We start from the raw sequence: 20,976 nt of genomic DNA, 5'->3' as shown, positions 1-20,976 counted from the left end.
CAACTCGCTCTGAATTCTTAAAGTTTCTCCATCAACTGCTCATCACCCAACGCACACTTGATAGAGGAACTCCCCATGCCATTCATCAGCGTCCGCATTACGCGCGATGGTGTTACCCGTGAGCAAAAAGCTCAGGTAATAAAAGAAATCACTGACACGATGGAGCGCGTGCTTCATAAAGACCCGACGTTGACCCACATCGTGATCGAAGAAGTCGACACGGACAACTGGGGTTACTCTGGAATTACGACAACCGCGTACAGAAAGCAATTAGCCGAAGCAAAACCATGAAGCACACAGTCATAATCGACTTTGTTTCTGATGTCGTATGTCCGTGGTGCGCGCTTGGCTCGATTGCCTTGGACCAAGCCATCGCCAACGTAGCCGGCGAAATCGATGTCAAGTTGACGTTTAAACCGTTTGAGCTCAATCCCGACATGCCCGTCGAGGGTGAGGATGCCATCCAGCACATGATTCGCAAGTACGGAAGAACTTCGGAGCAGGTGACGGCACGTAATCTGATGATTATTGAAAGAGGACGGGAGCTGGGCGTTGAGTTCAATCTTCAAAGACGAACTCACTTTTTCAATACCCATGATGCACATCGCCTGCTGTTCTGGGCAGCGAGCCAAGGGCTGCAAAGCGAGCTTCACCGAGCATTGCTTGAGGCTTACTTCGTGAATGGGCAAAACCCCAGCAGTCACGAGACGTTGGTGGCGTTGGCTCAGAAAGTCGGTTTGAACGCCCAGCAAGCGCAGGCAGTACTTGAACGCGGGCAATTCACCGATGAAGTCCGAGCGCTTGAAAGTTTTTACTTGGATCGCGGCATCACCTCGGTACCCGCACTGGTACTGAACAATCGGCAAGTCGTCGCAGGCTCACAGTCTGTTGAGTATTACGAAGACGTGTTACGGCAGGCGGCACACGTCGCTTCGTCTGACTGAAAACTGAATCCATAGTTGAGGAAACATCATGAGCAACTCTCAAAAGGTAGTCATCGTAACGGGTGCATCCCAAGGCATTGGTGCAGGTGTAGTGGAAGGGTTCCGAGCCCTCGGCCACAAAGTGGTAGCGACCTCGCGCTCCATTCAACCATCGACCGATCCAGATATCCTGACTGTTGCCGGTGATATCGCGGATCCGGCCACAGCCGAACGCGTGGTGCGCGAAGCCGTGGCCCGCTTCGGGCGCATCGATACGCTCGTCAACAACGCCGGGATTTTCGTCGCCAAACCGTTCACCCGCTACACCAAAGAAGACTATGCGCAAGTCGTTGCAACCAATATGAGCGGCTTCTTCTACATCTCCCAGCTCGCCATCGCGCAAATGGAGAAGAATGGTAGCGGGCATGTGGTCAGCGTCACCACCAGCCTGGTTGACCACGCAATCGACGGTGTTCCGTCGGTAATGGCATCGCTCACCAAAGGTGGCATCAACGCTGCAACCAAATCGATCGCGATTGAGTATGCCAAGCGAGGCATCCGCGCTAACGCCGTGTCGCCTGGCATCATCAAGACCCCAATGCATGGCGCCGAAACTCACGATACCCTGGGCAAGCTGCATCCCGTCGGTCACATGGGCGAGATCAACGACATCGTTCAAGCGATTCTCTACTTGGACAGCGCTTCGTTTGTCACCGGCGAGATCCTGCACGTCGACGGCGGTCAGAGCGCAGGTCATTGATTGACAGAATGCAAGCAGCACGCTCAGTTCGGTGTATCTGTCTACCGCAGTGTGCGACGCCCAGCCTCCTACCAGCCTCTGTACGGATAAATCCCATGAAGCGGCACTTTGACGATCTGCAGTTGGGAAGCATTGAGCTGTTTTGTCTGTCGGCGGAAGCGGGCAGCTTTACTGCCGCAGCTCAGCTCGCTGGCGTTACCCCGGCCGCAGTGAGCAGGTCGATCCTTCGTTTGGAAAAAAGGCTGGGCTCTCGGCTGTTCACAAGGACAACCCGAAGCATTCGATTGACCGATACGGGAAAGGATTTCTTCGAGCAGTGCAGCCAGGCACTGACGCAACTGGTGGAGGCCCAGCAGGCCGTTATGGGCGCTCAAGCAACGCCTTCAGGCCGTCTTCGCATCAGCCTGCCCACGACTTATGGGCACCACCGCATCCTGCCGTTGCTGCCAAAATTTCGGGACCTGTATCCTGAAGTAACGGTTGATATCCACCTTGGTAATCGAAATATCGACTTCGTTGCAGAAGGGTACGATCTGGCGATTCGTGTACGAGCTCAGCCTGACTCCACGATGATTGCGAGGTTGCTGGAGGATGCCAAGCTGGTTGTCGTAGCGTCCCCGGCCTACCTGGAGAAAGCCGGGACACCGCAGACCTTGCAGGACCTGGAGCAGCATGAATGCATTCAGTTTGAGCTTCCGAGTAGCGGTAGGCGTATCTCGTGGCTGTTCCAAGAGGACGGTCGAGAGCGTGAGGTATTCACCGCTGGAAGCTATTCGTGTTCCGACGATGTGTTGGGCGGAGTGACACTCGCCAAGAACGCTGCCGGTTTATTCCAAACCTACAAATTCATCGTGGAACAAGAGCTGGCTGACGGACGACTCGTCGAAGTCTTGAAACCGTTTGGCGGGCGATCGAGACCGTACACCTTGCTGTACCCTCACGGTCGTCATGTCCCGCAGAGGGTGCGCGCTTTTGTGGATTTCCTGGTTCAGTATCGTGAAGAGTGGGCTTCGCTCTAGCGCGAATGTCGTTCACCCGTTCGCAGTTCTGCTGTCGCATCGCGTACCAGCGTCACGTGATAACCCAACTCCATGGCGAAGCGTGCGGTCGATTCGATGCAGGTGTTCGCCAGCAGGCCGACGACGATCACGTGTGTGATGCCTCGCTGCTTTAGCTGGAAGTCCAGGTCGGTATTAGCGAACCCGCTTTGTCCCCAGTGTGCCTGGATGATGATGTCGCCCTCCTGCGGCACGAAGTCGGGATGCCATTCGCCGCCCCAGGAACCCTTGGCAAAAGTGTGGCGTTGCTGGATCAGGCGTTGGGTCGGATTGGGATGGTGCTCCAGGTGAACAGAGAGGCGTTCCGGGACGTTTGCCAAAGCGGCAACTGCCCCACTGCTACAGCGTAAGCCGCACAGGGCCATGATGTGGGTGTTGCCAGCGTTTGTCCTCACTGCGGCGACGCTGTGGAACGCAAGGACTTGGAGGCGCTCATCAGCGATCGTTTCCTTGACGAACGCGAGTCTCGTCGAGAAGCCTTCAAGCGCAAGTAGCTGGGGCTACGAGGGCATCCCGTACTGACATCCTTGAATTGCTGCCAAAGGAATACTGCCAAGCCAGTCTGCGCTGAACTCGCAATCACCGGGCTTGCAAACAACGGCCAGCGAAGTACGGCAATCTGTGTTCAGGCATCATGCCGGCTTCTGCTGCAGCCATCCTTTCGGGCTTGTACCCACCTTCCGCCGAAAGGTGCGGGCCAACGCAGACGGGCTTTCATAGCCCACTTCATCTGCAATGAGGGCTATCGGGCGGCCTTCGCGCAGGCGCTTCTGGGTCAGGCTGATGCGCCAGTTCGCCAGGTAATCTGCCGGCGTAATACCCACCGTCTCGCGAAAGTGCGCAGCAAAGCTCGCCCGCGACATGCCGGAACGACCGGCGAGTTCTGCCACGGACCAATTGCGCTGAGGTTCGTCGTGAATGCACACGAGCGCTCGCGACAGCTGAGCATGGGCCAACCCCGCCATCATCCCTGAGGCGATGGTCCGCCTGGCCATCAGGTGCCGAAGCAGCTGAATCACCATCAGTTCGAACAGCCGATTGAGGACTACATCGCGGCCACATTCATCGCCAAAGGCCTCTGCAAACAGCCAGTCGAGGGTGCCATCGAGGCCCTGCAATTCGCGCAACGGCATGATGATGAAATCCGGCAACGCCAAAGTCAGCGGATTGTTGGCCCCCCCGTCGAAATGCAAGGTGGCACATACCAGTTGCGCATCATCGGCTTCGCTCGCCAGCAATTGATGCGCCTGTGGGCGCACCGCCAGGATCAGGCTTGGCTCAGACAATTCGGTGGGCTGGCCGCGATTGTTCCTGAAGGTCAGCCGCCCTGCACGCAGCAGATGTGCATGGCCGAAACTGTGCTGCCCGTAAACGGGCGTGGTGCCACAGAATCCACCCTGATGAAACGTCGATGCATGCAAGTTGAAGTGCTTGAGCAATGTCGATAGACGGTCCATGGCGCCCTCAGGTTTAGACGATCTGTTGCATAACTTGGACGATCTGAACCCGAAAGGAAAGCTCATCTCCTTACGATTCATACCAAGCCGATCGACAAACCGATCGAGCATCCCAAAGGAGAAATACCATGACCCGTATTACTGCGCTCTCGCTGGAGCAAGCCCCTGCCGGCTCGCGAATTGCCCTGGAAGGTATTCAGAAAGGCCTGGGCTTCATTCCCAATGCATTCAGGACACTGGCGCACTCGCCGGCCGCACTCAATGGTTACCTGGGGCTCGCGCAGGCCCTGGGCAAAAGTTCACTCAGCGCCGCCGAGCGTGAAGTCGTTGCCCTCGCCACCTCGCAAATCAATGGTTGCGACTACTGCCTGGCAGCCCATAGCTACTTTGCTACCAAGGCCGGCTTGAGTGATGAAGCCATCAGCCAGGCCCGCAACGGCACACTCAGCGCGGTCGCCACACTGGCGCAACAGATCACCGAAAGCCGCGGCCAGTTGAGCGATGCACAGATCACGGCAGCACGCGAAGCAGGCCTCACCGACAGCAAGATTGTGGACGTGGTGGCACAGGTCACACTGTTGACGCTGACCAACTACCTGAACAATGTCGCCACGACCGACATCGACTTTCCGCCGTCGGCCCGTTAGGAGGGAAGCGCCATGAGCCGGGTGACTGTCTACACCACTCGACACTGCCCTTACCGTGTGAGCGACAAGCGATTGCTATCACGCAAAGGCGTTGATCCTATCGAGATTGATGGAGTGCAGTCTCCCGCCCCCCCTGGCTCAGATGCTGCAGCGCTCCGGGCGCAGAAACGTCCTGCACCGTGAGCCCAACGCGATATTCGTCAAGAAGTGTTGCTTGACTGGAGGGTAGCGAAAATTCGTTCTGCGACTCCGGTAGGCGCCAACACCGACTATACTTTTTGGTGAGTCAGAGCAAATCCGACCGCTTCCCTGCCAACCTGGCCTCAATCCAATTCCGCGAATACACGGCGGATCTTCTTGTGTTCCTTGTTGCGGAACGTGAACGCCTCGCTGCCGAAAAACCCAGGCTCAGGTTGAGATAGAGGCATGCTTGCCTTTTTTCAAACCCCTTGATGGTGGATGGAGTTATCCCCCGGGCACGTCATCTCCCACTGAGCACGCCCCAACCACCCATCTATCAAGGTTCAGGCAATGAACACTTCAGAATTTGATAATGCAAAAGAGGCGAATGACGGCCTGGTTCAAGGGCCGCTGCCGGCCGGTACTGCCGCGCCAGACTTCACGCTGTACGCAACCCCTGATCAACCGTTATCGCTGCGCGAGTTGAAGGGAAATCCCGTGATACTGGCGTTTTATCCTGCTGACTGGACTTCCGTGTGTGGTGATCAACTGACTTTGTACAACCAGTTGTTACCCACCTTCAAAGAATACGGTGCAGCGCTGCTGGGTATCTCAGTTGACAGCACCTGGTGTCATCAGGCCTTTGCCAAAGATCGGAATTTTCACTTCAGCCTGCTGGCCGATTTCGAGCCCAAAGGGGCTGTGGCGCGACAGTATGGCGCGTACGAGACCCACCTGGGGGTTTGTAAGCGTGCACTGTTCGTGATCGACAAGGAAGGAGTGGTCGCCTGGAGTTACGTCTCACCCATGGCCATCAACCCTGGGGCGGACGGCATTCTGGATGCGCTGGATGCGCTGGCGATTTCATCACACAGCACGCCAACAATAAGTTAGCAGGTGATCCCATGGCCACTCTCAAAGTTCCGGTAAGTGCCAACGACCATTGCCAGGGAAGTGCGCAAGCCAAGGTCATTTTGGTAGAATTTGGCGACTATCAATGTCCCTATTGCGGTGAAGCGCATTGGATGGTGAAGAATCTGCAACAGCATTTTCGCGATGACTTGCTGTTCGTGTTCCGTAACTTTCCACTGACCACCGCTCACCCGCAGGCGATGGGTGCAGCCATCACCGCTGAGTATGCCGGAAGTCGAGGATTCTTCTGGGAAGCTCACGATGAACTGTATGAAAATCAGGACCGATTGGGCATGCCGCTGTTTCGGGCCATCGCTCTGAAACACAGCCTTTCCGTAGAAGAACTCTACCTGGCCATGCAAGACGGTACCTACGCACCCAAAATAAGATCCGATTTCAATGGCGGTGTACGCAGCGGCGTGAATGGCACCCCGGCGTTTTACATTGACGGACTTCGCTATGACGGTGTTCCCGAGTTCACTGCGATAAGTCATATCATTGAGCTTTCGATAGCACGTGGGTGAAATCGCCAAGCCCAGACAGTGACATCAGTCTGGCATTACCCCTGCCCGGCTTGAGGCCCAGGCACCGTCAGTTCCCTTCTACATGACAGAGGTGCACACGGAGCCAGCAGCGCATGAAACCCTTGAAGTATCATGAAAAAAATCGACACGCCACATGGCTGGAGTTGTTTTTTGATCTGATTTTTGTTGTTGCGATTGGCAAGGTTACGCATACGCTCGGGCACGTTCAGCAGGGTCACTTTGAACAGGAGCAATTATGGACATTTTTCCTGCTTTTTGTTCCGTTATGGTGGGTCTGGTCCAGCCACACGATTTACTCCAATAGAAATGATAGCAATATGAGTGGGCACGCCTTGATCTACTCGCACCTTTTTCTATTCATGGGGCTGGCCCTCCTGGCAAACTTGATCCGGCATGCCATCCTGAATGACATTGCCATACTCGATTTCCAGATCATGTCATTCATCGGCATGACCTTGTTTTTCCTGGGCAAGCAATACGGCTATTTCATAGCTGTACCGAAAATCAGAAAATACATAGTACAGAATACCTTGATCGTACTGGCTTTAGGCGGGCTGGTTATACTCCTGCCGCGAGTCGATTACATATTGTGCGGCCTGACCGCAACCATGATTTGTTATGTTTTCCTAAATTTCAGATACCGTTGAGTCTTCATCATCAGGCCCGTTGATCGTGGGGGCGCCCTGCAACAGGACGTTGCCCCTCTTCTCGCCTCGTCCCACCATTCATCAACGTCCGCTTCACGCACCCCATGCCCCCTCACAGCTCAACCAGGCAGCGCCGCCAGCAATGCAGCAACCATGCTGTTGAACGTGGCCGGCGAGTCCACGACGCGGGCGGTGGTTTTTACCTCGCCGTCGGCACGCGTGGCGCGCCTGGCCTGATCGGCGGTGGCTGACAGCTTCACGATCACCACTTCGCGGCGAGGGTTGATGTAGATCTTCTGACCGAAGCGCCCGCTGGCCTCGACCGAGCCATCGCCGTCATTCTTCTGGTACCAGTAGTTGCGGTAGCCGTAACCTGGCCGGCCAGGCCCAAGGTTGCCACGGGCGAACACCGCCGGGTCCGCAGGCTGGAAGGTGCTGTGCACCGCCTGGTTGAAGCTGTCGCCTTTGGCATCGCGGGCCAGTTCGCGGCGCACCAGCTCGGCGAAGCGGGCGGTGTCGCGCAGGTTGCAGCTGATGCCACCACTGGCCATCTCGGTCCCGAGCGGGTCGACCTGGACATAGGCAACGTCCTCGGCGAAGCGTGACCACAACCGCTGCTCGACCAGTTGGGCCCAGTTGAGCCCGGTGATGCGCCGCAATGCCCAGGCCAGGGCCTCCGGCGAACCGTTCTGGTAGAAGAAAGGCGCATTGCCGTCAGGGTTCGGCGCCTGCTGCACCTGCTGGAGGAAGCTGTAGATATCCCCTGGCATGCCCTCGCCCCGCGGTATCAGGCCGGTGGCGGCAAACAGGCCAAGGTCCGGCGGCATCTGTGCGGGATACTCCACCGCCACCCGCATGTCCAGATTGGCCTGTACGGTGGACTCGCCAAACGGCGTGCCGCTCAGTTCCGGCACGTAATGCGCCAGCGTGCGCTGCGGGTCCAGCACACCTTCTGCGATCAGCTGGGCGGCGATCAAGCCGGTGACCGACTTGGTCATCGATGCCCAGATATGCGGCTGGCCAGGTTGGAAACCTTCCAGATAACGCTCGTACACCACCTTGCCGCGGTGCAGCACGATCAGCCCGTCGGTGCTGGATTGCTGCAGGTAACCGCCCACGGTCAACGGCTGGTCGCCGGCACTGAAGGCCAGCTGATCGAGCGCCGCAGCGCTGCCTTCGGGCAAGGCCAGCGGCTTGGCTGCACGGCCAATGCCACGGGTCGGCGACACCTCGCGGGCGTGGCGCATCGACCAGCGCAGGTACGGTGGCTGAAAGGCATTGGCCTGGTTGACACGCAACTCCGGTGCCGGTGGGAACCCCTGCATCACGCCCTGCCCGCTCGAAGCAGCGGCCGCCAGCCCAGGGGCCAAGGCACCGGCCAGCACCAGGGCGATGCCAGGCAGGTTTGCGGATGAAGGCTGCATGTTGCGCTTGGACATGGTCTTGCTCCTTGGTTGCACTAGAAGTTGGCGCCCACGCTGAACGCCACATAATCGCGGTCACCGCGGGTGCCGTAATCACCGTCGAGGTAATCGGTATAGGCCAGGCTGGCCCAGTACTGGCTGGCCAGGCTGACGTCCACGCCCAGGCTGATCGAGCGCGAGCCTTCGTTGAAGGCCGAGCCATCAGCGGGTGAGTAACCCTTCACGTCATGGGCCCAGGCCAGGTTGGGGCGGATGTCCAGGCCCTGGATCAGGTACGGGTAGCTCCAGGTCGCACGCAGCCGGTACCCCCAGGAAAAGGGCGTGACAAAACCTTCGCTGTTGCAGTCGCCCGGGCTTTTCGAGATCGCCAGGCACAGGCTGTTGTCGGCCAGCTCGCCATTGCCATAGGCCCCGGAGCGGCCATAACGCGGCCCAAAACGCCCCTCCAGGCCACCGACATAGGTGGCCCCCACCTCGCCCATCAGCAGCAACTGGTTGGCGCCCATGACCTGGCTGAACGCCTGTACGGCCGATACCTGGGCTTGGGTTACCTCCTTACGCCGGTAACCGTCGAACAGCGTGTTGTCGGTCGCAGGGCGCAAGCCATCGGCGTTCAGCGGGCTGCGACCGGGGGCATTGAGCAACGACTGCAAGATGTCGTTGCCGTTGAGTTGCACCGGCATGTTCGGCCGGTAACTCAGCTCGCCTTGCACTGCGGCACCGTTGCGCAGGGTGGTGGCAAAGGTAAGCCCATACAGACGGATGTCTTCAGGGTATTGGGCTCGATACTGCGAAGTCCCCATGCGTAACGCGCCGGCCAGGGTCTGCCCGTTGCTGGAGGCCAGAAAGGCGCCGCAGTTGGCCAGCGCCACGCCGACATTGCCGCACAGTCCCCGGGCAAAACCATTGTTGGCATAGTAGGGGCTGCTGACCGTGCCCAGGTAGGGGGAGCGGCTGTGGTAATTGGCGGCGAACAGGCCGAACTCGGTATCCAGCGGTTCGACATACCAATGCAGCGACAAGCCCCATTGGCCACCGTTGCGCGCATCCTGGTCGGCGCCCCGGGGCACGCGCACGCCCTCCTCCGTGAGCGTCACACCGAAGGGAGCCAAGGCTTGCGAAACGGCCGGGTTGGTCACCATTTGCCCGCCGACATCCAGGCCCGTGCAACCTTCGGGCATGAAGTCGTTGCCGGAAAAGAACGTGGCACAGTTGTCCAGCCGGGTCTGCTCCCAGTCCAACTGATAGAAGGCGTCGAACGACAGCGCCGGGTTCAGGTTCTGCGTGACATACACCAGGTTGACCGGCGCCAGGGCATCTTTCACCTCTGAACCGGGCCGGCGCAGGGCGGCCTGGTTGAAGGGGTTGATCACATTCAGCCCGCCCTGGATGAACAGACTTTCTCCCCAGTTGACCACCTGTTTGCCCAGGCGCAACGAGCCGGGCTCACCGTCGATGTCGTAGAGGGCATAGGCAAAGGCATCGAGCAACTCTGCGCCAGCGGTTTTCGCCGATTCCTGGCGGTTGTGGTCGTCGATGTCCACCGCCCGCTGGCTGTGGTCACGCTGCAGGGTGTCGTACCAGTAGGTACCGCGCAGGAACACACCGAGGTTGTCGCGGCGCAGCTCCAGGTCGTGGGTGCCTTTGAAGATTGCCGAGAACACATCGCCTGCCCGGTAGTTGCGCCGCCCGTCATTGCCGTTGGCGGCCTGTAACTGGTGGTTGTCCGGATTGGCCGTGCTGACGGCGGTACCGAACGACAGGGCTGAGTCGAAACGGCCCTGTACCGGGCCAACATCGAATTGCACGCCGGCAACGGGGGTGGCAAGCAGGCAGCACAGTGCCGCCACCGGCGCACGGCGTCGGCAGAAAGAAAGGATTGCGCTCACGCTTAACCTCTTGTTGTTTTATTAGAGAGGGAAATGATGTATTCAGCGCGGACGCGCCGGCCGCCCAGGCCGGCGGTGTCGGTGATGACGAGTATCAGGCAGGTTGAACGGCCCTCACAAATAGCGTCTTCGGATCAATGCCATGCCACTTCGTTATGGCTCGTTGGCGATCAATCAGAGCACCTCGAACAAGGCCGCAGCCCCCATGCCTCCGCCGACGCACATGCTCACCACCACATGGCGCACCTTGCGCCGACGGCCTTCGAGCAAGGCATGCCCGACCATGCGCGCACCGCTCATGCCGTAGGGGTGGCCAATGGCGATGGCCCCACCGTTGACGTTGAGCCGTGCCGGGTCGATATCCAGGCGCTCAACGCAGTAAAGCACCTGGCAGGCGAACGCTTCGTTGATCTCCCACAAACCGATGTCCTCGACCCGCAACCCGTGGCGCGCCAACAGGCGAGGTATTGCCAGTACCGGGCCAATGCCCATTTCCTCCGGGGCCAGGCCGACCACCGCCATGCCTCGGTACAACCCCAGCGGTTGGCAACCCGAGCGGGCCGCCCGGGCACCGCTCATCAGCACACAGGCGCTGGCACCGTCAGACAATTGGCTGGCGTTTCCTGCGGTCACGCAGCCGCCGTTGAGCACCGGCTGCAATGCCTCAAGGTCCGCCAGCTGGGTCTGCGGGCGGTTTCCTTCATCCTGGGCCAGGTACACACGTTCGTAGGTCTGAATACCGGTGACCTTGTCGACGACCTTGCGCTGCGCCGTTACCGGCACGATTTCATCGGCGAACAGCCCGGCAGCCTGGGCGGCTGCCGTGCGCTGCTGCGACAGCAAGGCGTAACGGTCCTGCGCCTGGCGACCGATGCCGTAACGATCGGCGACAAGCTCGGCCGTTTGCAGCATGGGCATGTAGGCGTGCTCGCACATGCGCCGCACCGTGGCGTCCTGAGCGGCGGTGGCGGCCTGCATGTGGGCCTGCTGCACCAGGCTGATCTGCTCCTGCCCGGCGCCGACCACCACGTGCATACCCTCGCCGCGAATTTGCTGGGCGCCGATCGCGATGGCCATCAGCCCCGAAGCGCACTGCCGGTCGATGGTTTGCCCAGGCACCGACAGCGGCAGCCCGGCCGCCAGGGCCGAGAGGCGCGCCGGGTTGATCGCAGCAGTACCGCTTTGCATGGCGGTGCCCAGCACCAGGTCCTCGATTTCACCCGGTTCCACACCCGCGCGCTCGACTGCAGCGCGAATGGCGATGGCGCTCATGCTCGGTGTGGTGAGGTCGTTGAAAGCGCCGCGCCAAGCCTTGGCGATGGGCGTGCGCGCGGTGGAGACGATGACGGCGTCTTGCATGAAACGGCTCTCCTTGAGCAGTCAAAGCGACAGCAGGCGCTGGTAGGCGCTGCGCAGCCTGGCGGGAATGGCGACCGGGCGGTTATCGCGACGGTCGACGAAAACATGAATGAAACGGCCAGCCGCGCAGGCTTCAGGTTCGCCCTCGACGAACACGGCCAGGGCGTAGTGCACGGAACTGTTGCCCAGCCGCTCGACGGCTATGCCCACCTCAATGCGTTGCGGGAAGGCAACAGAGGCGAAATAGTCGCAGGCAGACCCGGCCACGTAGGCCACCACCGGGTCGCGATGGATATCCAGGCCGGCATGCTCAATGAGCCAGGTATTCACGGCGCTGTCGAAAAAACCGTAATAGACGACATTGTTCACATGCCCATACAGGTCGTTGTCGTGCCAGCGCGTGGTGATCGGCTGGAAATGGCGGTAGGCGCCGCGCAGCGGGCGCTCCCTGGCCATGTTCAGAACGCCGCCTGGTAGAGGGCCAGGGCATCGGCGAGGGTGACCTTGCGCGGGTTGTTGACCAGCAACCGTTGCTGTTGCAGGGCATCCTCGGCCAGCAGGGGCAGGCTGTGCCGTGGCACGCCCACATCACGCAGCCGGCTGGGCAGGCCGCAGCGTGGCGCCAGCTGCTCCAGCTCAGCGATAAATTGGCTGCACAGCTCATGGGGGTCGCCAGGCACCAACCGCTCGCCCAGCAATGCCGGCGCCAGCGCCGCGTAGTCCGCAAACGCCTCGCCACGGTTGAAGCGCATCACATGGGGCAATACCAGGGCGTTGGCCAGCCCGTGGGGCACGTGATAGCGCGCACCCAACGGGTAGGCCAGTGCATGCACCGCCGCCACCGGCGCGTTGGCAAATGCCTGACCGGCCAGGCAGGCGCCCAGCAGCATGGCCTGGCGCGCCGCCAGGTTGCCACCGTTGTGCACCGCCTGATCCAGGTTGCCGGCCAGCAGCGCCAGCGCTTCACGGGCCAACAGGCTGGACAGCGGGTTGCGCTTGAACTGGCTGGTGGTGGCCTCGATGGCATGGACCATGGCATCGATACCCGTGGCTGCGGTGATCGCCGGGGGCAAACCCAAGGTGCGCTCGGCATCGAGCAGCGCCAGGTCGGGCAACAGCAACGGTGAAATGACCGCCATCTTGGCCGCCTCGCCGGTGGTGATCACCGCGACGGGCGTTACCTCCGAGCCGGTCCCGGCGGTGGTTGGCACCTGGATCAGTGGCAGGCGCGCGCCCTTGGCCTGGTCGATGCCGTAAACAGCCTCCAGCGGCTGCTCGCACTCGGGGTGCGCCAGCAACGCCACCAGCTTGGCGACATCCATGGAGCTACCGCCACCAAAACCGACAATCAGCTCGGCGCCGATATGCCGCGCTCGGCCGACCGCCGCCAGTACGCAGGCATGGCTGGGGTCGGCATTGACTTCACTGAAGATCGCCACGCTCAGGTGCGCCTGGGTGAACCCCGGCAGCAGGTCATCGAGCATGCCCAGGTTGACGATGCCTGGGTCTGTGACGATCAGCACGCGGCGCACCCCGCGCTGCCGGCACAACTGCGCCAAGCGCCCGGCGGCGCCGGCTTCGCAGAGCAAGTGGGGGGTGGTGGCAAAACTGAATGGCTGCATGTTGGTGTTCCTCTTGTTCTTGTGGGTGAACAGCCGGGCCGGGTCAGAAGGCGAAGTGCGCTTCATCCAGGCTCATCAGGCACTGCGCGCCGCCACGCAACGCCTCACAGTGGGCACTCGCGCGCGGCAATACCCGCCGCCAGTAGAAGCTGGCAGCGTGCAACTTGGCCTGGTAGAAAGCGCTGTCTGCAGCGCCTGCCGCCAGCGCCGCGCTGGCACGCTCGGCAGCCCGCAGCCACAGCGCGGCCAGCAGCACGTAGCCTGAGTAGGCGAGAAAATCCACCGACACCGCGCCGATCTCCTGGGGGTCGCAGCGGCAGGCGTCAAGGATCTCAGCGCTGAGGTTGCGCCACTCCAGCAGCCGCTGGGTGACGGCGTGGGCCATGCCTGCCAGCGCGTCGGCGCGGCAACTGCGCGATGCTTCGAGCAGTTCATCGATGAGCAGGCGCAGCTGCTCGCCGCCGTCGCCGAGCAGCTTGCGGCGAACCAGGTCCAGGGCCTGAATGCCATTGGTGCCCTCGTACAGCTGGGTGATACGGCTGTCGCGCATCAGTTGCTCCATGCCCCATTCACGGATGTAGCCATGCCCGCCATACAGCTGTACGCCCAGGCTGGCGACCTCCTGGCCGACATCGGTGAGGAACGCCTTGACGATGGGGATCAGCAACGCCGCCCGGCGCCCGGCGGCTGCCTGCACTTCAGGCTGCGCGGCGCCGTGTTCGAGGTCGAGGGCCTGCGCCGCGAAGGCGGCCAGCATGCGGCAGCCTTCACTGAGGGTCTTTTGGGTCAACAGCATGCGCCGCACGTCCGGGTGGCAGATGATCGGGTCGGCACTGCGTTCGGGCGCCACGGGCCCTGCCAGGCTGCGTGACTGCAGGCGTTCACGGGCATAGGCCAGGCCGCCCTGAAAGGCCGCCTCGGCGATGCCCAGGCCCTGCAACCCAACCTGGAAACGTGCATCGTTCATCATGGTGAACATGCAGGCCAACCCCTGGTTGGCTTCCCCTACCAGCCAGCCACGAGCGCCATCGAAGTTCATCACGCAGGTCGCCGCGCCCTTGATGCCCATCTTGTGCTCGAGCGCACCACATTCGACGGCGTTGCGCGCCCCCAACCCACCGCCATCGACGCACTCGAACTTGGGCACCAGGAACAGGCTGATGCCACGCACGCCGGCCGGTGCATCGGGCAGGCGTGCCAGCACCAGGTGGACGATATTGTCGGTCAGGTCCTGGTCACCGCCGCTGATGAAGATCTTGCTGCCGCTGATGCGGTAGCTGCCATCGCCTTGCGGCTCGGCACGGGTACGCAGCAGCGCAAGGTCGGTGCCCGCCTGTGGCTCGGTCAGGCACATGGTGCCGGCCCATTCGCCACTCACCAGCTTGCCCAGGTAGTCGCGCTTGAGCGGCGCGCTGGCATGCCGGTGCAAAGCCAGCACCGCGCCCTCGGTCAGGCCTGAATAGATCCGAAACGACAGCGAGGCAGCCATCAGCATTTCGTGAAAGCAGGCCGACAGCAGTTGCGGCAGGCCCTGGCCAGCGTATTCCACCGGGCCGGTCATGCCGCCCCAGCCCTGCTCAACATAGTGCTGGTAGGCCTGGCGGAAACCGTCGGGTGTGCGCACGCTGCCCTGCTCCAGGCGGCAGCCTTGCTCATCGCCCTGGCGGTTCAGCGGCGCAACCACCTCGCCAGCAAAGCGTGCACCCTCTTGCAGAATACCGTCGATGGTTTCGCGGTCCAGTTCATTGCCCAGGCGCGCACAATGCGCCGTCACATCGAACAGTTCGTGCAGGACGAACTGCATGTCACGCAGGGGGGCTTGGTAGTTCATGCGCGGCCCTCGCAAACATCACTCAACCGTTGGCCTGCGGCGGCCAGGCGCATCAGCAGCGCGGCCGGCCGCCAGTGCTCACCGAACAGGCCCTGCAAGCGCTCCAGACGCGCCAGCAGCAGGCCCAGCCCCTGCTGGTCGGCCCAGCGCATCGGCCCGCCGACGTGGGCCGGGAAACCGTAGCCATTCAGGTAAACCCGGTCGATGTCAGCGCTGCAGCTGGCCACCGATTCTTCAAGTATCTTTGCCCCTTCGTTGACCAGCGCCAGCAGGCAGCGCTCACGGATTTCCTCGTCGTCGATCTGGCGCCGACGCACGCCCAGGTCGTGGGCGACCTTGAGCACCAGTGCATCGACTTCGGGGTCGTGCACCGCATCACGGCTGCCAGGGGCATAACGGTAGTAACCCTGGCCGGCCTTCTGCCCGAAGCGCCCCAGCGCACACAGGCTATTGTCGACCTGGGCCAACGGCGCATCCATGCCTTTGCCAGCCAGCTGGCGCGCCCGCCACTCCAGGTCGATGCCGATCACGTCGTACATGCGAAACGGGCCCATGGCCATGCCGAACCTTTGCAACGCCTCATCCACCTGCTGCGGCGTGGCGCCTTCGAGCAGCAGCTTGCGCGCCTCGGCCACATAGCTGGCGAGCATGCGGTTGCCGATGAAGCCTGGGCAGTTGCCGGCCACCACCACTTCCTTGCCCATGCGTTGCCCCAGGGCCTGGGCCGCCTCCAGCACGGCAGGCGTCGTGCGGCTGCCGCGCACCACTTCCAGCAACTTCATCACATGGGCGGGGCTGAAGAAGTGCAGGCCAAACACCTGTTCAGGCCGACCGGTCACGGCGGCGATGGCGTCGATGTCCAGTGCCGAGGTGTTGCTGGCAAGGATGGCATCGGCCTTGAGTGTGCCGTCCAGGGTGCGAAAGATCTCCTGCTTGAGTGCAAGATTCTCGTACACCGCTTCGATCACCAGGTCCGCTTCGGCGAGTTCGGCATAGGCAGTGACCTGGCGCACGCGCGCCAGGCAGGCATCGGCCTCGGCCTGGTCGATGCGGCCCTTGGCCACCTGCTGCGCCCAGGTCTGCGCGATTACCGCCAGGCCGGCTTCGGTGGCACGCGGGTCGTTGTCCAGCCACGCCACCGGTACGCCTGCACGGGCCAGGCTGATGACGATGCCGCGGCCCATGGTGCCGGCGCCGATCACCGCCGCCTGCCGAACGTTGTAGGAAGTAATCACGGGTGACGCTCCTGAGTGCTGTTGTGAAGGCATTGCCCCCACCCTAGTCAGGCGCCTACTATTTTTGAAATTCTCATTTTCCATCCCATGTATTTCGCGCATGAATATAGCCAACTTTGATCTCAACCTGCTGCGCGTGCTGGACATGCTGTTGCGTGAACAGAACGTGTCCCGCGCCGCCGAGCGCCTGGCCCTGACCCAGCCGACCGTGAGCAATGCCTTGGCGCGCCTGCGCGACCTGCTGGGCGACCCACTGCTGGTGCGCGTGGGCCGGCGCATGCGCCCCACCCCACGCGCCTTGGCCCTGGAAGGCCCGATCCGCGCGGCGCTGCAACAGATCGAGCAAACCCTCGGTGGCGGCGACCGTTTCGACCCGCAGCTCAGCCACCGGCAACTGCGTATCGCCCTCACCGACTTTGCCGAACAGCTGTGCATGCCCAGGTTGCTGACCACCTTGCAAACCCAGGCCCCCCATTTGCGCGTAGACGTGCTGCACCTGGCGCCCAACCTGCCGGCCGAAGCCCTGGACCGCGGCGAGCTCGACCTGGTGCTGGGGCGCTTCGACGATGTGCCGGCGCGCTACGAGCGGCGCCACTGGCGCAGCGAAACCCTGCAAGTGGCGGTGCGCCAGGCGCACCCCGAGGTGAACGGTACGCTCGACCTGCAGGCCTTTCTTGGCCTGCGCCACCTGTGGGTGCACGGTGGCCAGACCCGGGGCATGGTCGACCAATGGCTGGCTGAACAGGGCCTGGCCCGGCGCATCGTCTATACCACGCCCAACTACCTGCAGGCCGCGCACCTGGCCGCAAGCTCCGATCTGTGCGTGGTGCTGCCCACCGCACTGGCCGGCCATTTCGCCCGGTTGCTGCCGCTGCAGGTGTTCGACCTGCCGTTCGCGCTGGAGCCGTTCCAGCTGGAACTGGTGTACCTTGCCCATCGCCAGCATGACCCGGCGCTGGCATGGTTGGTCGCCCGCATCATGGACATCGGCGCTGGCTGATCCATCGCATTTGGGCATGGCTGGCCATGCAAGAGTGGTATTGGTTCGCCATTGACGTCTGTCCTTAGAGTGATCGCCTCCACAACAAGGACCACCCCATGCGCCTACGATCACTGCCCTGCCTGCTGGCCTTGGCCCTGCCCTTCGCGGTGCTGGCCGACGAGCCTGCCAAGGACGCCACCGACCTGACCCGCCAGAGCAACCAGCAATGGCTGCAGCGCCTGCCCTTCGCCGACCGCAGCGACTTCGACAACGCTCGCCGCGGCCTGCTGGAAGCCGCCGACAAGCCCGTGCTCAATGCCGACGGCAAAACCGTCTGGGACCTGCAGCGCTATGCCTTCCTCAACGGCGAGGCGCCAGCCACGGTCAACCCGAGCCTTTGGCGTATCGCCCAGCTCAACACCATCGCCGGTTTGTTCAAGGTCACCGACGGTATCTATCAGGTGCGCGGCATGGACCTGGCCAACATGACCCTGATCGAAGGCGAGCATGGCCTGATCGTGATGGACCCGTTGCTGTCGGTGGAAACCGCCAGGGCCGGCCTGGCCATGTACTTCCGCCATCGCCCGCAGCGGCCGGTGGTGGCGGTGATCTATACCCACCCGCATGTCGATCATTTTGGCGGCGTGCGCGGGGTGATCGACGAGGCCGACGTCAAGGCCGGCAAAGTGCAGGTCATCGCCCCGCAAGGCTTCTTCGAGCACGCCATCAGCGAGAACGTGCTGGCTGGGCCGGCGATGAAGCGCCGGGCTCAATACATGTATGGCGCGCCTCTGCCACGCGGGCCGCGCGGCCAGGTGGATGCCGGCCTGGGCAAAGGCGTGCCGGCCAACGCCACGGTCAGCCTGATCGCGCCTACGCGGTTGATCGAGAAACCCTTCGAGACCCTGCGCATCGACGGCGTCGATATCGAGTTCCAGCTCACCCCTGGCACCGAGGCGCCCGCCGAGATGAACCTGTGGTTCCCCGGGTTCAAGGCCTTGTGCATGGCCGAAAACGCCTCCCACGTGCAGCACAACGTGCTGACCCTGCGCGGTGCCCAGGTGCGCGATGCCAAGGTGTGGGCGCACTACCTGGACCAGTCGCTGTTGCGCTATGGCGAGCAGGCCGAGGTGGTCTTCGCCCAGCACCACTGGCCGACCTGGGGCGGCGCGGCGATCCGCGAATACCTGGCCGATCAGCGCGACATGTACGCGTTCATCGACAGCCAGACACTGCGCCTGATCAACCGCGGGCTGGGCCCCACCGAGATTGCCGCAGAGCTGACCACGTTGCCGCCACGGCTGGCCAGCAAGTGGTACAGTCGTGACTACTACGGCTCGCTCAGCCATAACGTGCGGGCGGTATACCAGCGCTACATGGGCTTCTACGACGGCAACCCGGCAACCCTCAACCCACTGCCGCCGAGCGACGCCGGGGCACATTACGTCAAGGCCCTGGGCGGTGCCGAGCGGGTGCTGACGCTGGCGCGTGAGGCCTATGACAGCGGCGACTATCGCTGGGTCGCCGAGCTCACCCGGCACCTGGTTTTCGCCCAGCCCGACAACGGCGCGGCACGCGAGCTTCAGGCCGACGCCCTGGAACAACTGGGTTACCAGAGCGAGAACGCCACCTGGCGCAACGCCTACCTGACCGGCGCCCAGGAACTGCGCACGGGGGTAGCGCCGTCGGCCAGCAAGGGCGGCAGCGCCGATGACCTGGTGCGAGCCCTGACCCCATCGCTGTTCTTCGACTACCTCGGCGTGCGCGTGGACGCGGCCAAGGCCGCCGCGCAGGACCTGACCATCAACTGGCGGTTCACCGACCTGAACGAGGATTACGCCCTGACCCTGCGCAACGGTGTGCTCACCCACCGCGACCAGGCCCGCCATGCGCAGGCCGATGTCGAGGTGAAGATGAGCAAGGCCACCCTCGACCGCATCGCCCTGAAGCAGACCGGCTTTCTCAAGGAAGCGACCGTGGGTGATATCGACATCAGCGGCGAACGCCTGAAATTCATGCGCTTCATGGCCGGGCTGGACGAGCCGGACGGCCGCTTCAATATCGTCACGCCCTGAGCCACCGACACCGCTGCTCCAGTAGCAAGGCGACCGCTGTCAGCGCAGCCCCTGGCTGCGCAATGCGCCGGGTGAGAAGTACGAAGCGCTGGTGCGCACGTCGAAAGCGTACGGCCGTGGCTGCTCGTTGGTCAGGCCCGACAGCTGGTAGCGGCCACTGCGCAGGTCGTAGATCGCCTCCATGGCGTTGACCAGCGCCTGACCGGTGACGTGGTAGTAGCTGTGGGCCTGGGCAGTGCGCCACAACTGCCCCTGACGGTCGAAGAAATCCGCCTCGACGATGGCCCAGCTGTCCTCGTCCAGGTAATAGCGGCGGCTGGCATAGATGTGCTCGGCGCCGGGCTTGAGGGTCCCTACCACTTCCCATACCCGGTGCAGCTCGTAGCGGGTCGGTTGCGGGTTGACATGGCCCGGCCCGATCAGCTCGGCATAACCGAGCAGGGGCGAAGCCAGCCGGTAGCTGTTGTAGGGCACGTGCAGGGCCTTCTTGCCCACCAGGGTCCACTGGTAGAGGTCCGGGGCCCCATTGAACATGTCGCGGCTGTCTGCGGTACGCAGGCCCGCCGAGCCCGGGGTGATGCTGTCATAGGCCAGCGCCGGAGCACGCCGCACGCGGCGCTGGCTGCTGCTGTACAGCCACGACAGGCGCGGCTGCGCGACCTGGTCGAGGGTTTCGTGCAGCACCACGGCATCTCCCGCCAGGCGCGACGGTGCGGTCATGCGGTAGCTCAGGTAATACAGCACAGTGCCTGGCTCGCCATCGTCCAGCACGTCGGGCCGGGCAAAGGTCTGCTGCAGGCTCATCGTCGCGAAGCGCCCGTCAGGGCGTGGGGTGATACTGTCCGAGGCCAGGCTGAAGCTGCCGTTGCGTGGCCGGGTAAGGTGGTTCCACAGCACCTGCAAGCCATTGCCGGGCTGGGGGAAAGCCAGCACGCCGGCGAACCCCTGCACGCCGTTGCCGCCATTGACCAGACGGGCACTGGCGGCATTGCGCCGGGCCCACTCGCCGACCTGGGGCGGCACCGCGACACTGCGGTGCGACGGGTACACCGGCAGGTAGAACGATTGTGGGTAGCGCTGGATCAAGGCCATCTGCCCTGCGGTGAGCTGCGCCTGGTATTGCTTGTAGTTTTGCGCATTGATGACGTACAGCGGCTGCTCATCGGCATAGGGGTCCAACGGCGTGCCATTGACCGCAAGGGACACCTGCTCCGCCCGCAGGCCGCCGTTCCAGCCTGGAATGCGCCCGTCGCTGCTGGGCCCTCGCTCGGCCCCAACTGGCGTCAGGTAGGCAGGCAGCGGCTCGGCGCCAACATGCAGGGCCAGCAGGCTGGCGTTGACCAACAGGATGCTGCGCAGCAGGGCAAAAGGCTTCATCGGGCGTATTCTCTTGTTGTTCTGTCGTTCGACCAGGGCTTGCCTTGGCCAGC

General features: G+C 62.5%; 19 protein-coding genes and 1 pseudogene. 10 read left to right on the top strand and 10 right to left on the bottom strand.

Going from position 1 to position 20,976, the window contains the following annotated elements:
• The first annotated feature begins 75 nt into the window (after positions 1 to 75).
• The 4 genes from OCX61_RS09580 (at position 76) to OCX61_RS09565 (ending at position 2,702) form a co-directional block, all read left to right on the top strand.
• The gene (locus OCX61_RS09580) at positions 76 to 291 is read left to right on the top strand and encodes a tautomerase family protein (RefSeq protein ID WP_261943563.1); all 216 of its coding nucleotides are present in this window, start codon (positions 76 to 78) and stop codon (positions 289 to 291) included.
• Complete coding sequence (locus tag OCX61_RS09575) at positions 288 to 944, top strand: DsbA family oxidoreductase (RefSeq protein WP_261943562.1); 657 nt, start codon at positions 288 to 290, stop codon at positions 942 to 944. Before OCX61_RS09580 ends, OCX61_RS09575 begins: the two co-directional genes overlap by 4 nt.
• Before the next feature lie 28 nt (positions 945 to 972).
• Entirely contained in the window at positions 973 to 1,683 is a 711-nt protein-coding gene (locus OCX61_RS09570) for an SDR family NAD(P)-dependent oxidoreductase (RefSeq protein ID WP_261943561.1), read from the top strand.
• A gap of 95 nt (positions 1,684 to 1,778) precedes the next feature.
• On the top strand, positions 1,779 to 2,702 hold the full coding sequence (locus tag OCX61_RS09565; RefSeq protein WP_261943560.1) for a LysR family transcriptional regulator: 924 nt from the start codon (positions 1,779 to 1,781) through the stop codon (positions 2,700 to 2,702).
• A gap of 2 nt (positions 2,703 to 2,704) precedes the next feature.
• Here OCX61_RS09565 and OCX61_RS09560 read toward each other — a convergent pair.
• Positions 2,705 to 3,019 (bottom strand): annotated as a pseudogene (locus OCX61_RS09560) (cysteine hydrolase family protein); the annotation flags it as partial.
• A gap of 354 nt (positions 3,020 to 3,373) precedes the next feature.
• Positions 3,374 to 4,198: an AraC family transcriptional regulator gene (locus tag OCX61_RS09555; protein ID WP_261943559.1), complete on the bottom strand. Its 825-nt coding sequence runs from the start codon at positions 4,196 to 4,198 to the stop codon at positions 3,374 to 3,376.
• A 128-nt stretch (positions 4,199 to 4,326) separates the two neighbouring features.
• Between OCX61_RS09555 and OCX61_RS09550 the strand changes: the two genes are divergently transcribed.
• The 4 genes from OCX61_RS09550 (at position 4,327) to OCX61_RS09530 (ending at position 7,129) form a co-directional block, all read left to right on the top strand.
• Positions 4,327 to 4,845 (top strand): carboxymuconolactone decarboxylase family protein, encoded by a 519-nt coding sequence (locus OCX61_RS09550; protein WP_261943558.1) that lies wholly within the window; start codon positions 4,327 to 4,329, stop codon positions 4,843 to 4,845.
• A 531-nt stretch (positions 4,846 to 5,376) separates the two neighbouring features.
• Positions 5,377 to 5,919: a redoxin domain-containing protein gene (locus tag OCX61_RS09540; protein ID WP_261943557.1), complete on the top strand. Its 543-nt coding sequence runs from the start codon at positions 5,377 to 5,379 to the stop codon at positions 5,917 to 5,919.
• An 11-nt stretch (positions 5,920 to 5,930) separates the two neighbouring features.
• Complete coding sequence (locus tag OCX61_RS09535) at positions 5,931 to 6,461, top strand: DsbA family protein (RefSeq protein WP_261943556.1); 531 nt, start codon at positions 5,931 to 5,933, stop codon at positions 6,459 to 6,461.
• A gap of 113 nt (positions 6,462 to 6,574) precedes the next feature.
• The gene (locus OCX61_RS09530; RefSeq protein WP_261943555.1) at positions 6,575 to 7,129 is read left to right on the top strand and encodes a low temperature requirement protein A; all 555 of its coding nucleotides are present in this window, start codon (positions 6,575 to 6,577) and stop codon (positions 7,127 to 7,129) included.
• 119 nt (positions 7,130 to 7,248) lie between these two features.
• On the opposite strand, the gene OCX61_RS09525 is transcribed toward OCX61_RS09530, so the two are convergent.
• The 7 genes from OCX61_RS09525 to OCX61_RS09495 all read right to left on the bottom strand — a co-directional run bounded on the left by OCX61_RS09525 (position 7,249) and on the right by OCX61_RS09495 (position 16,522).
• Positions 7,249 to 8,568 (bottom strand): serine hydrolase domain-containing protein, encoded by a 1,320-nt coding sequence (locus OCX61_RS09525; protein WP_261943554.1) that lies wholly within the window; start codon positions 8,566 to 8,568, stop codon positions 7,249 to 7,251.
• Positions 8,569 to 8,588: 20 nt separating this feature from the next.
• Positions 8,589 to 10,442: a DUF1302 domain-containing protein gene (locus OCX61_RS09520; RefSeq protein WP_261943553.1), complete on the bottom strand. Its 1,854-nt coding sequence runs from the start codon at positions 10,440 to 10,442 to the stop codon at positions 8,589 to 8,591.
• Between the two features lie 174 nt (positions 10,443 to 10,616).
• A complete protein-coding gene (locus OCX61_RS09515; protein ID WP_261943552.1) occupies positions 10,617 to 11,801 on the bottom strand; it encodes an acetyl-CoA C-acyltransferase in 1,185 nt (394 codons plus the stop codon).
• A gap of 21 nt (positions 11,802 to 11,822) precedes the next feature.
• Entirely contained in the window at positions 11,823 to 12,257 is a 435-nt protein-coding gene (locus tag OCX61_RS09510) for an acyl-CoA thioesterase (protein WP_261943551.1), read from the bottom strand.
• Between the two features lie 2 nt (positions 12,258 to 12,259).
• Positions 12,260 to 13,423 (bottom strand): iron-containing alcohol dehydrogenase, encoded by a 1,164-nt coding sequence (locus OCX61_RS09505; RefSeq protein ID WP_261943550.1) that lies wholly within the window; start codon positions 13,421 to 13,423, stop codon positions 12,260 to 12,262.
• A 43-nt stretch (positions 13,424 to 13,466) separates the two neighbouring features.
• Positions 13,467 to 15,254, bottom strand: a complete 1,788-nt coding sequence (locus OCX61_RS09500; protein ID WP_261943549.1) for an acyl-CoA dehydrogenase C-terminal domain-containing protein — start codon at positions 15,252 to 15,254, stop codon at positions 13,467 to 13,469.
• Positions 15,251 to 16,522 (bottom strand): 3-hydroxyacyl-CoA dehydrogenase, encoded by a 1,272-nt coding sequence (locus OCX61_RS09495; protein WP_410011097.1) that lies wholly within the window; start codon positions 16,520 to 16,522, stop codon positions 15,251 to 15,253. Before OCX61_RS09495 ends, OCX61_RS09500 begins: the two co-directional genes overlap by 4 nt.
• A 67-nt stretch (positions 16,523 to 16,589) precedes the next feature.
• Here OCX61_RS09495 and OCX61_RS09490 point away from each other — a divergent pair, with 67 nt between their 5' ends.
• Positions 16,590 to 17,489, top strand: a complete 900-nt coding sequence (locus OCX61_RS09490) for a LysR family transcriptional regulator (RefSeq protein WP_261943547.1) — start codon at positions 16,590 to 16,592, stop codon at positions 17,487 to 17,489.
• Between the two features lie 98 nt (positions 17,490 to 17,587).
• The gene (locus tag OCX61_RS09485; RefSeq protein WP_261943546.1) at positions 17,588 to 19,546 is read left to right on the top strand and encodes an alkyl/aryl-sulfatase; all 1,959 of its coding nucleotides are present in this window, start codon (positions 17,588 to 17,590) and stop codon (positions 19,544 to 19,546) included.
• A 39-nt stretch (positions 19,547 to 19,585) separates the two neighbouring features.
• Here the strand turns inward: OCX61_RS09485 and OCX61_RS09480 are convergent, their stop codons facing one another.
• Positions 19,586 to 20,923: a DUF1329 domain-containing protein gene (locus OCX61_RS09480; protein WP_261943545.1), complete on the bottom strand. Its 1,338-nt coding sequence runs from the start codon at positions 20,921 to 20,923 to the stop codon at positions 19,586 to 19,588.
• Positions 20,924 to 20,976 lie beyond the last annotated feature (53 nt).

The organism is Pseudomonas sp. LRP2-20 (assembly GCF_024349685.1).
Taxonomy (GTDB): domain Bacteria; phylum Pseudomonadota; class Gammaproteobacteria; order Pseudomonadales; family Pseudomonadaceae; genus Aquipseudomonas.
This window is presented reverse-complemented; position numbering and strand designations above follow the sequence as displayed.

Coding starts and splice junctions, on each gene's coding strand:
- OCX61_RS09580 (WP_261943563.1), top strand. CDS start 76: ATGCCATTCATCAGCGTCCGCATTACGCGCGATGGTGTTACCCGTGAG.
- OCX61_RS09575 (WP_261943562.1), top strand. CDS start 288: ATGAAGCACACAGTCATAATCGACTTTGTTTCTGATGTCGTATGTCCG.
- OCX61_RS09570 (WP_261943561.1), top strand. CDS start 973: ATGAGCAACTCTCAAAAGGTAGTCATCGTAACGGGTGCATCCCAAGGC.
- OCX61_RS09565 (WP_261943560.1), top strand. CDS start 1,779: ATGAAGCGGCACTTTGACGATCTGCAGTTGGGAAGCATTGAGCTGTTT.
- OCX61_RS09555 (WP_261943559.1), bottom strand. CDS start 4,198: ATGGACCGTCTATCGACATTGCTCAAGCACTTCAACTTGCATGCATCG.
- OCX61_RS09550 (WP_261943558.1), top strand. CDS start 4,327: ATGACCCGTATTACTGCGCTCTCGCTGGAGCAAGCCCCTGCCGGCTCG.
- OCX61_RS09540 (WP_261943557.1), top strand. CDS start 5,377: ATGAACACTTCAGAATTTGATAATGCAAAAGAGGCGAATGACGGCCTG.
- OCX61_RS09535 (WP_261943556.1), top strand. CDS start 5,931: ATGGCCACTCTCAAAGTTCCGGTAAGTGCCAACGACCATTGCCAGGGA.
- OCX61_RS09530 (WP_261943555.1), top strand. CDS start 6,575: ATGAAACCCTTGAAGTATCATGAAAAAAATCGACACGCCACATGGCTG.
- OCX61_RS09525 (WP_261943554.1), bottom strand. CDS start 8,568: ATGTCCAAGCGCAACATGCAGCCTTCATCCGCAAACCTGCCTGGCATC.
- OCX61_RS09515 (WP_261943552.1), bottom strand. CDS start 11,801: ATGCAAGACGCCGTCATCGTCTCCACCGCGCGCACGCCCATCGCCAAG.
- OCX61_RS09510 (WP_261943551.1), bottom strand. CDS start 12,257: ATGGCCAGGGAGCGCCCGCTGCGCGGCGCCTACCGCCATTTCCAGCCG.
- OCX61_RS09505 (WP_261943550.1), bottom strand. CDS start 13,423: ATGCAGCCATTCAGTTTTGCCACCACCCCCCACTTGCTCTGCGAAGCC.
- OCX61_RS09500 (WP_261943549.1), bottom strand. CDS start 15,254: ATGAACTACCAAGCCCCCCTGCGTGACATGCAGTTCGTCCTGCACGAA.
- OCX61_RS09495 (WP_410011097.1), bottom strand. CDS start 16,522: ATGCCTTCACAACAGCACTCAGGAGCGTCACCCGTGATTACTTCCTAC.
- OCX61_RS09490 (WP_261943547.1), top strand. CDS start 16,590: ATGAATATAGCCAACTTTGATCTCAACCTGCTGCGCGTGCTGGACATG.
- OCX61_RS09485 (WP_261943546.1), top strand. CDS start 17,588: ATGCGCCTACGATCACTGCCCTGCCTGCTGGCCTTGGCCCTGCCCTTC.
- OCX61_RS09480 (WP_261943545.1), bottom strand. CDS start 20,923: ATGAAGCCTTTTGCCCTGCTGCGCAGCATCCTGTTGGTCAACGCCAGC.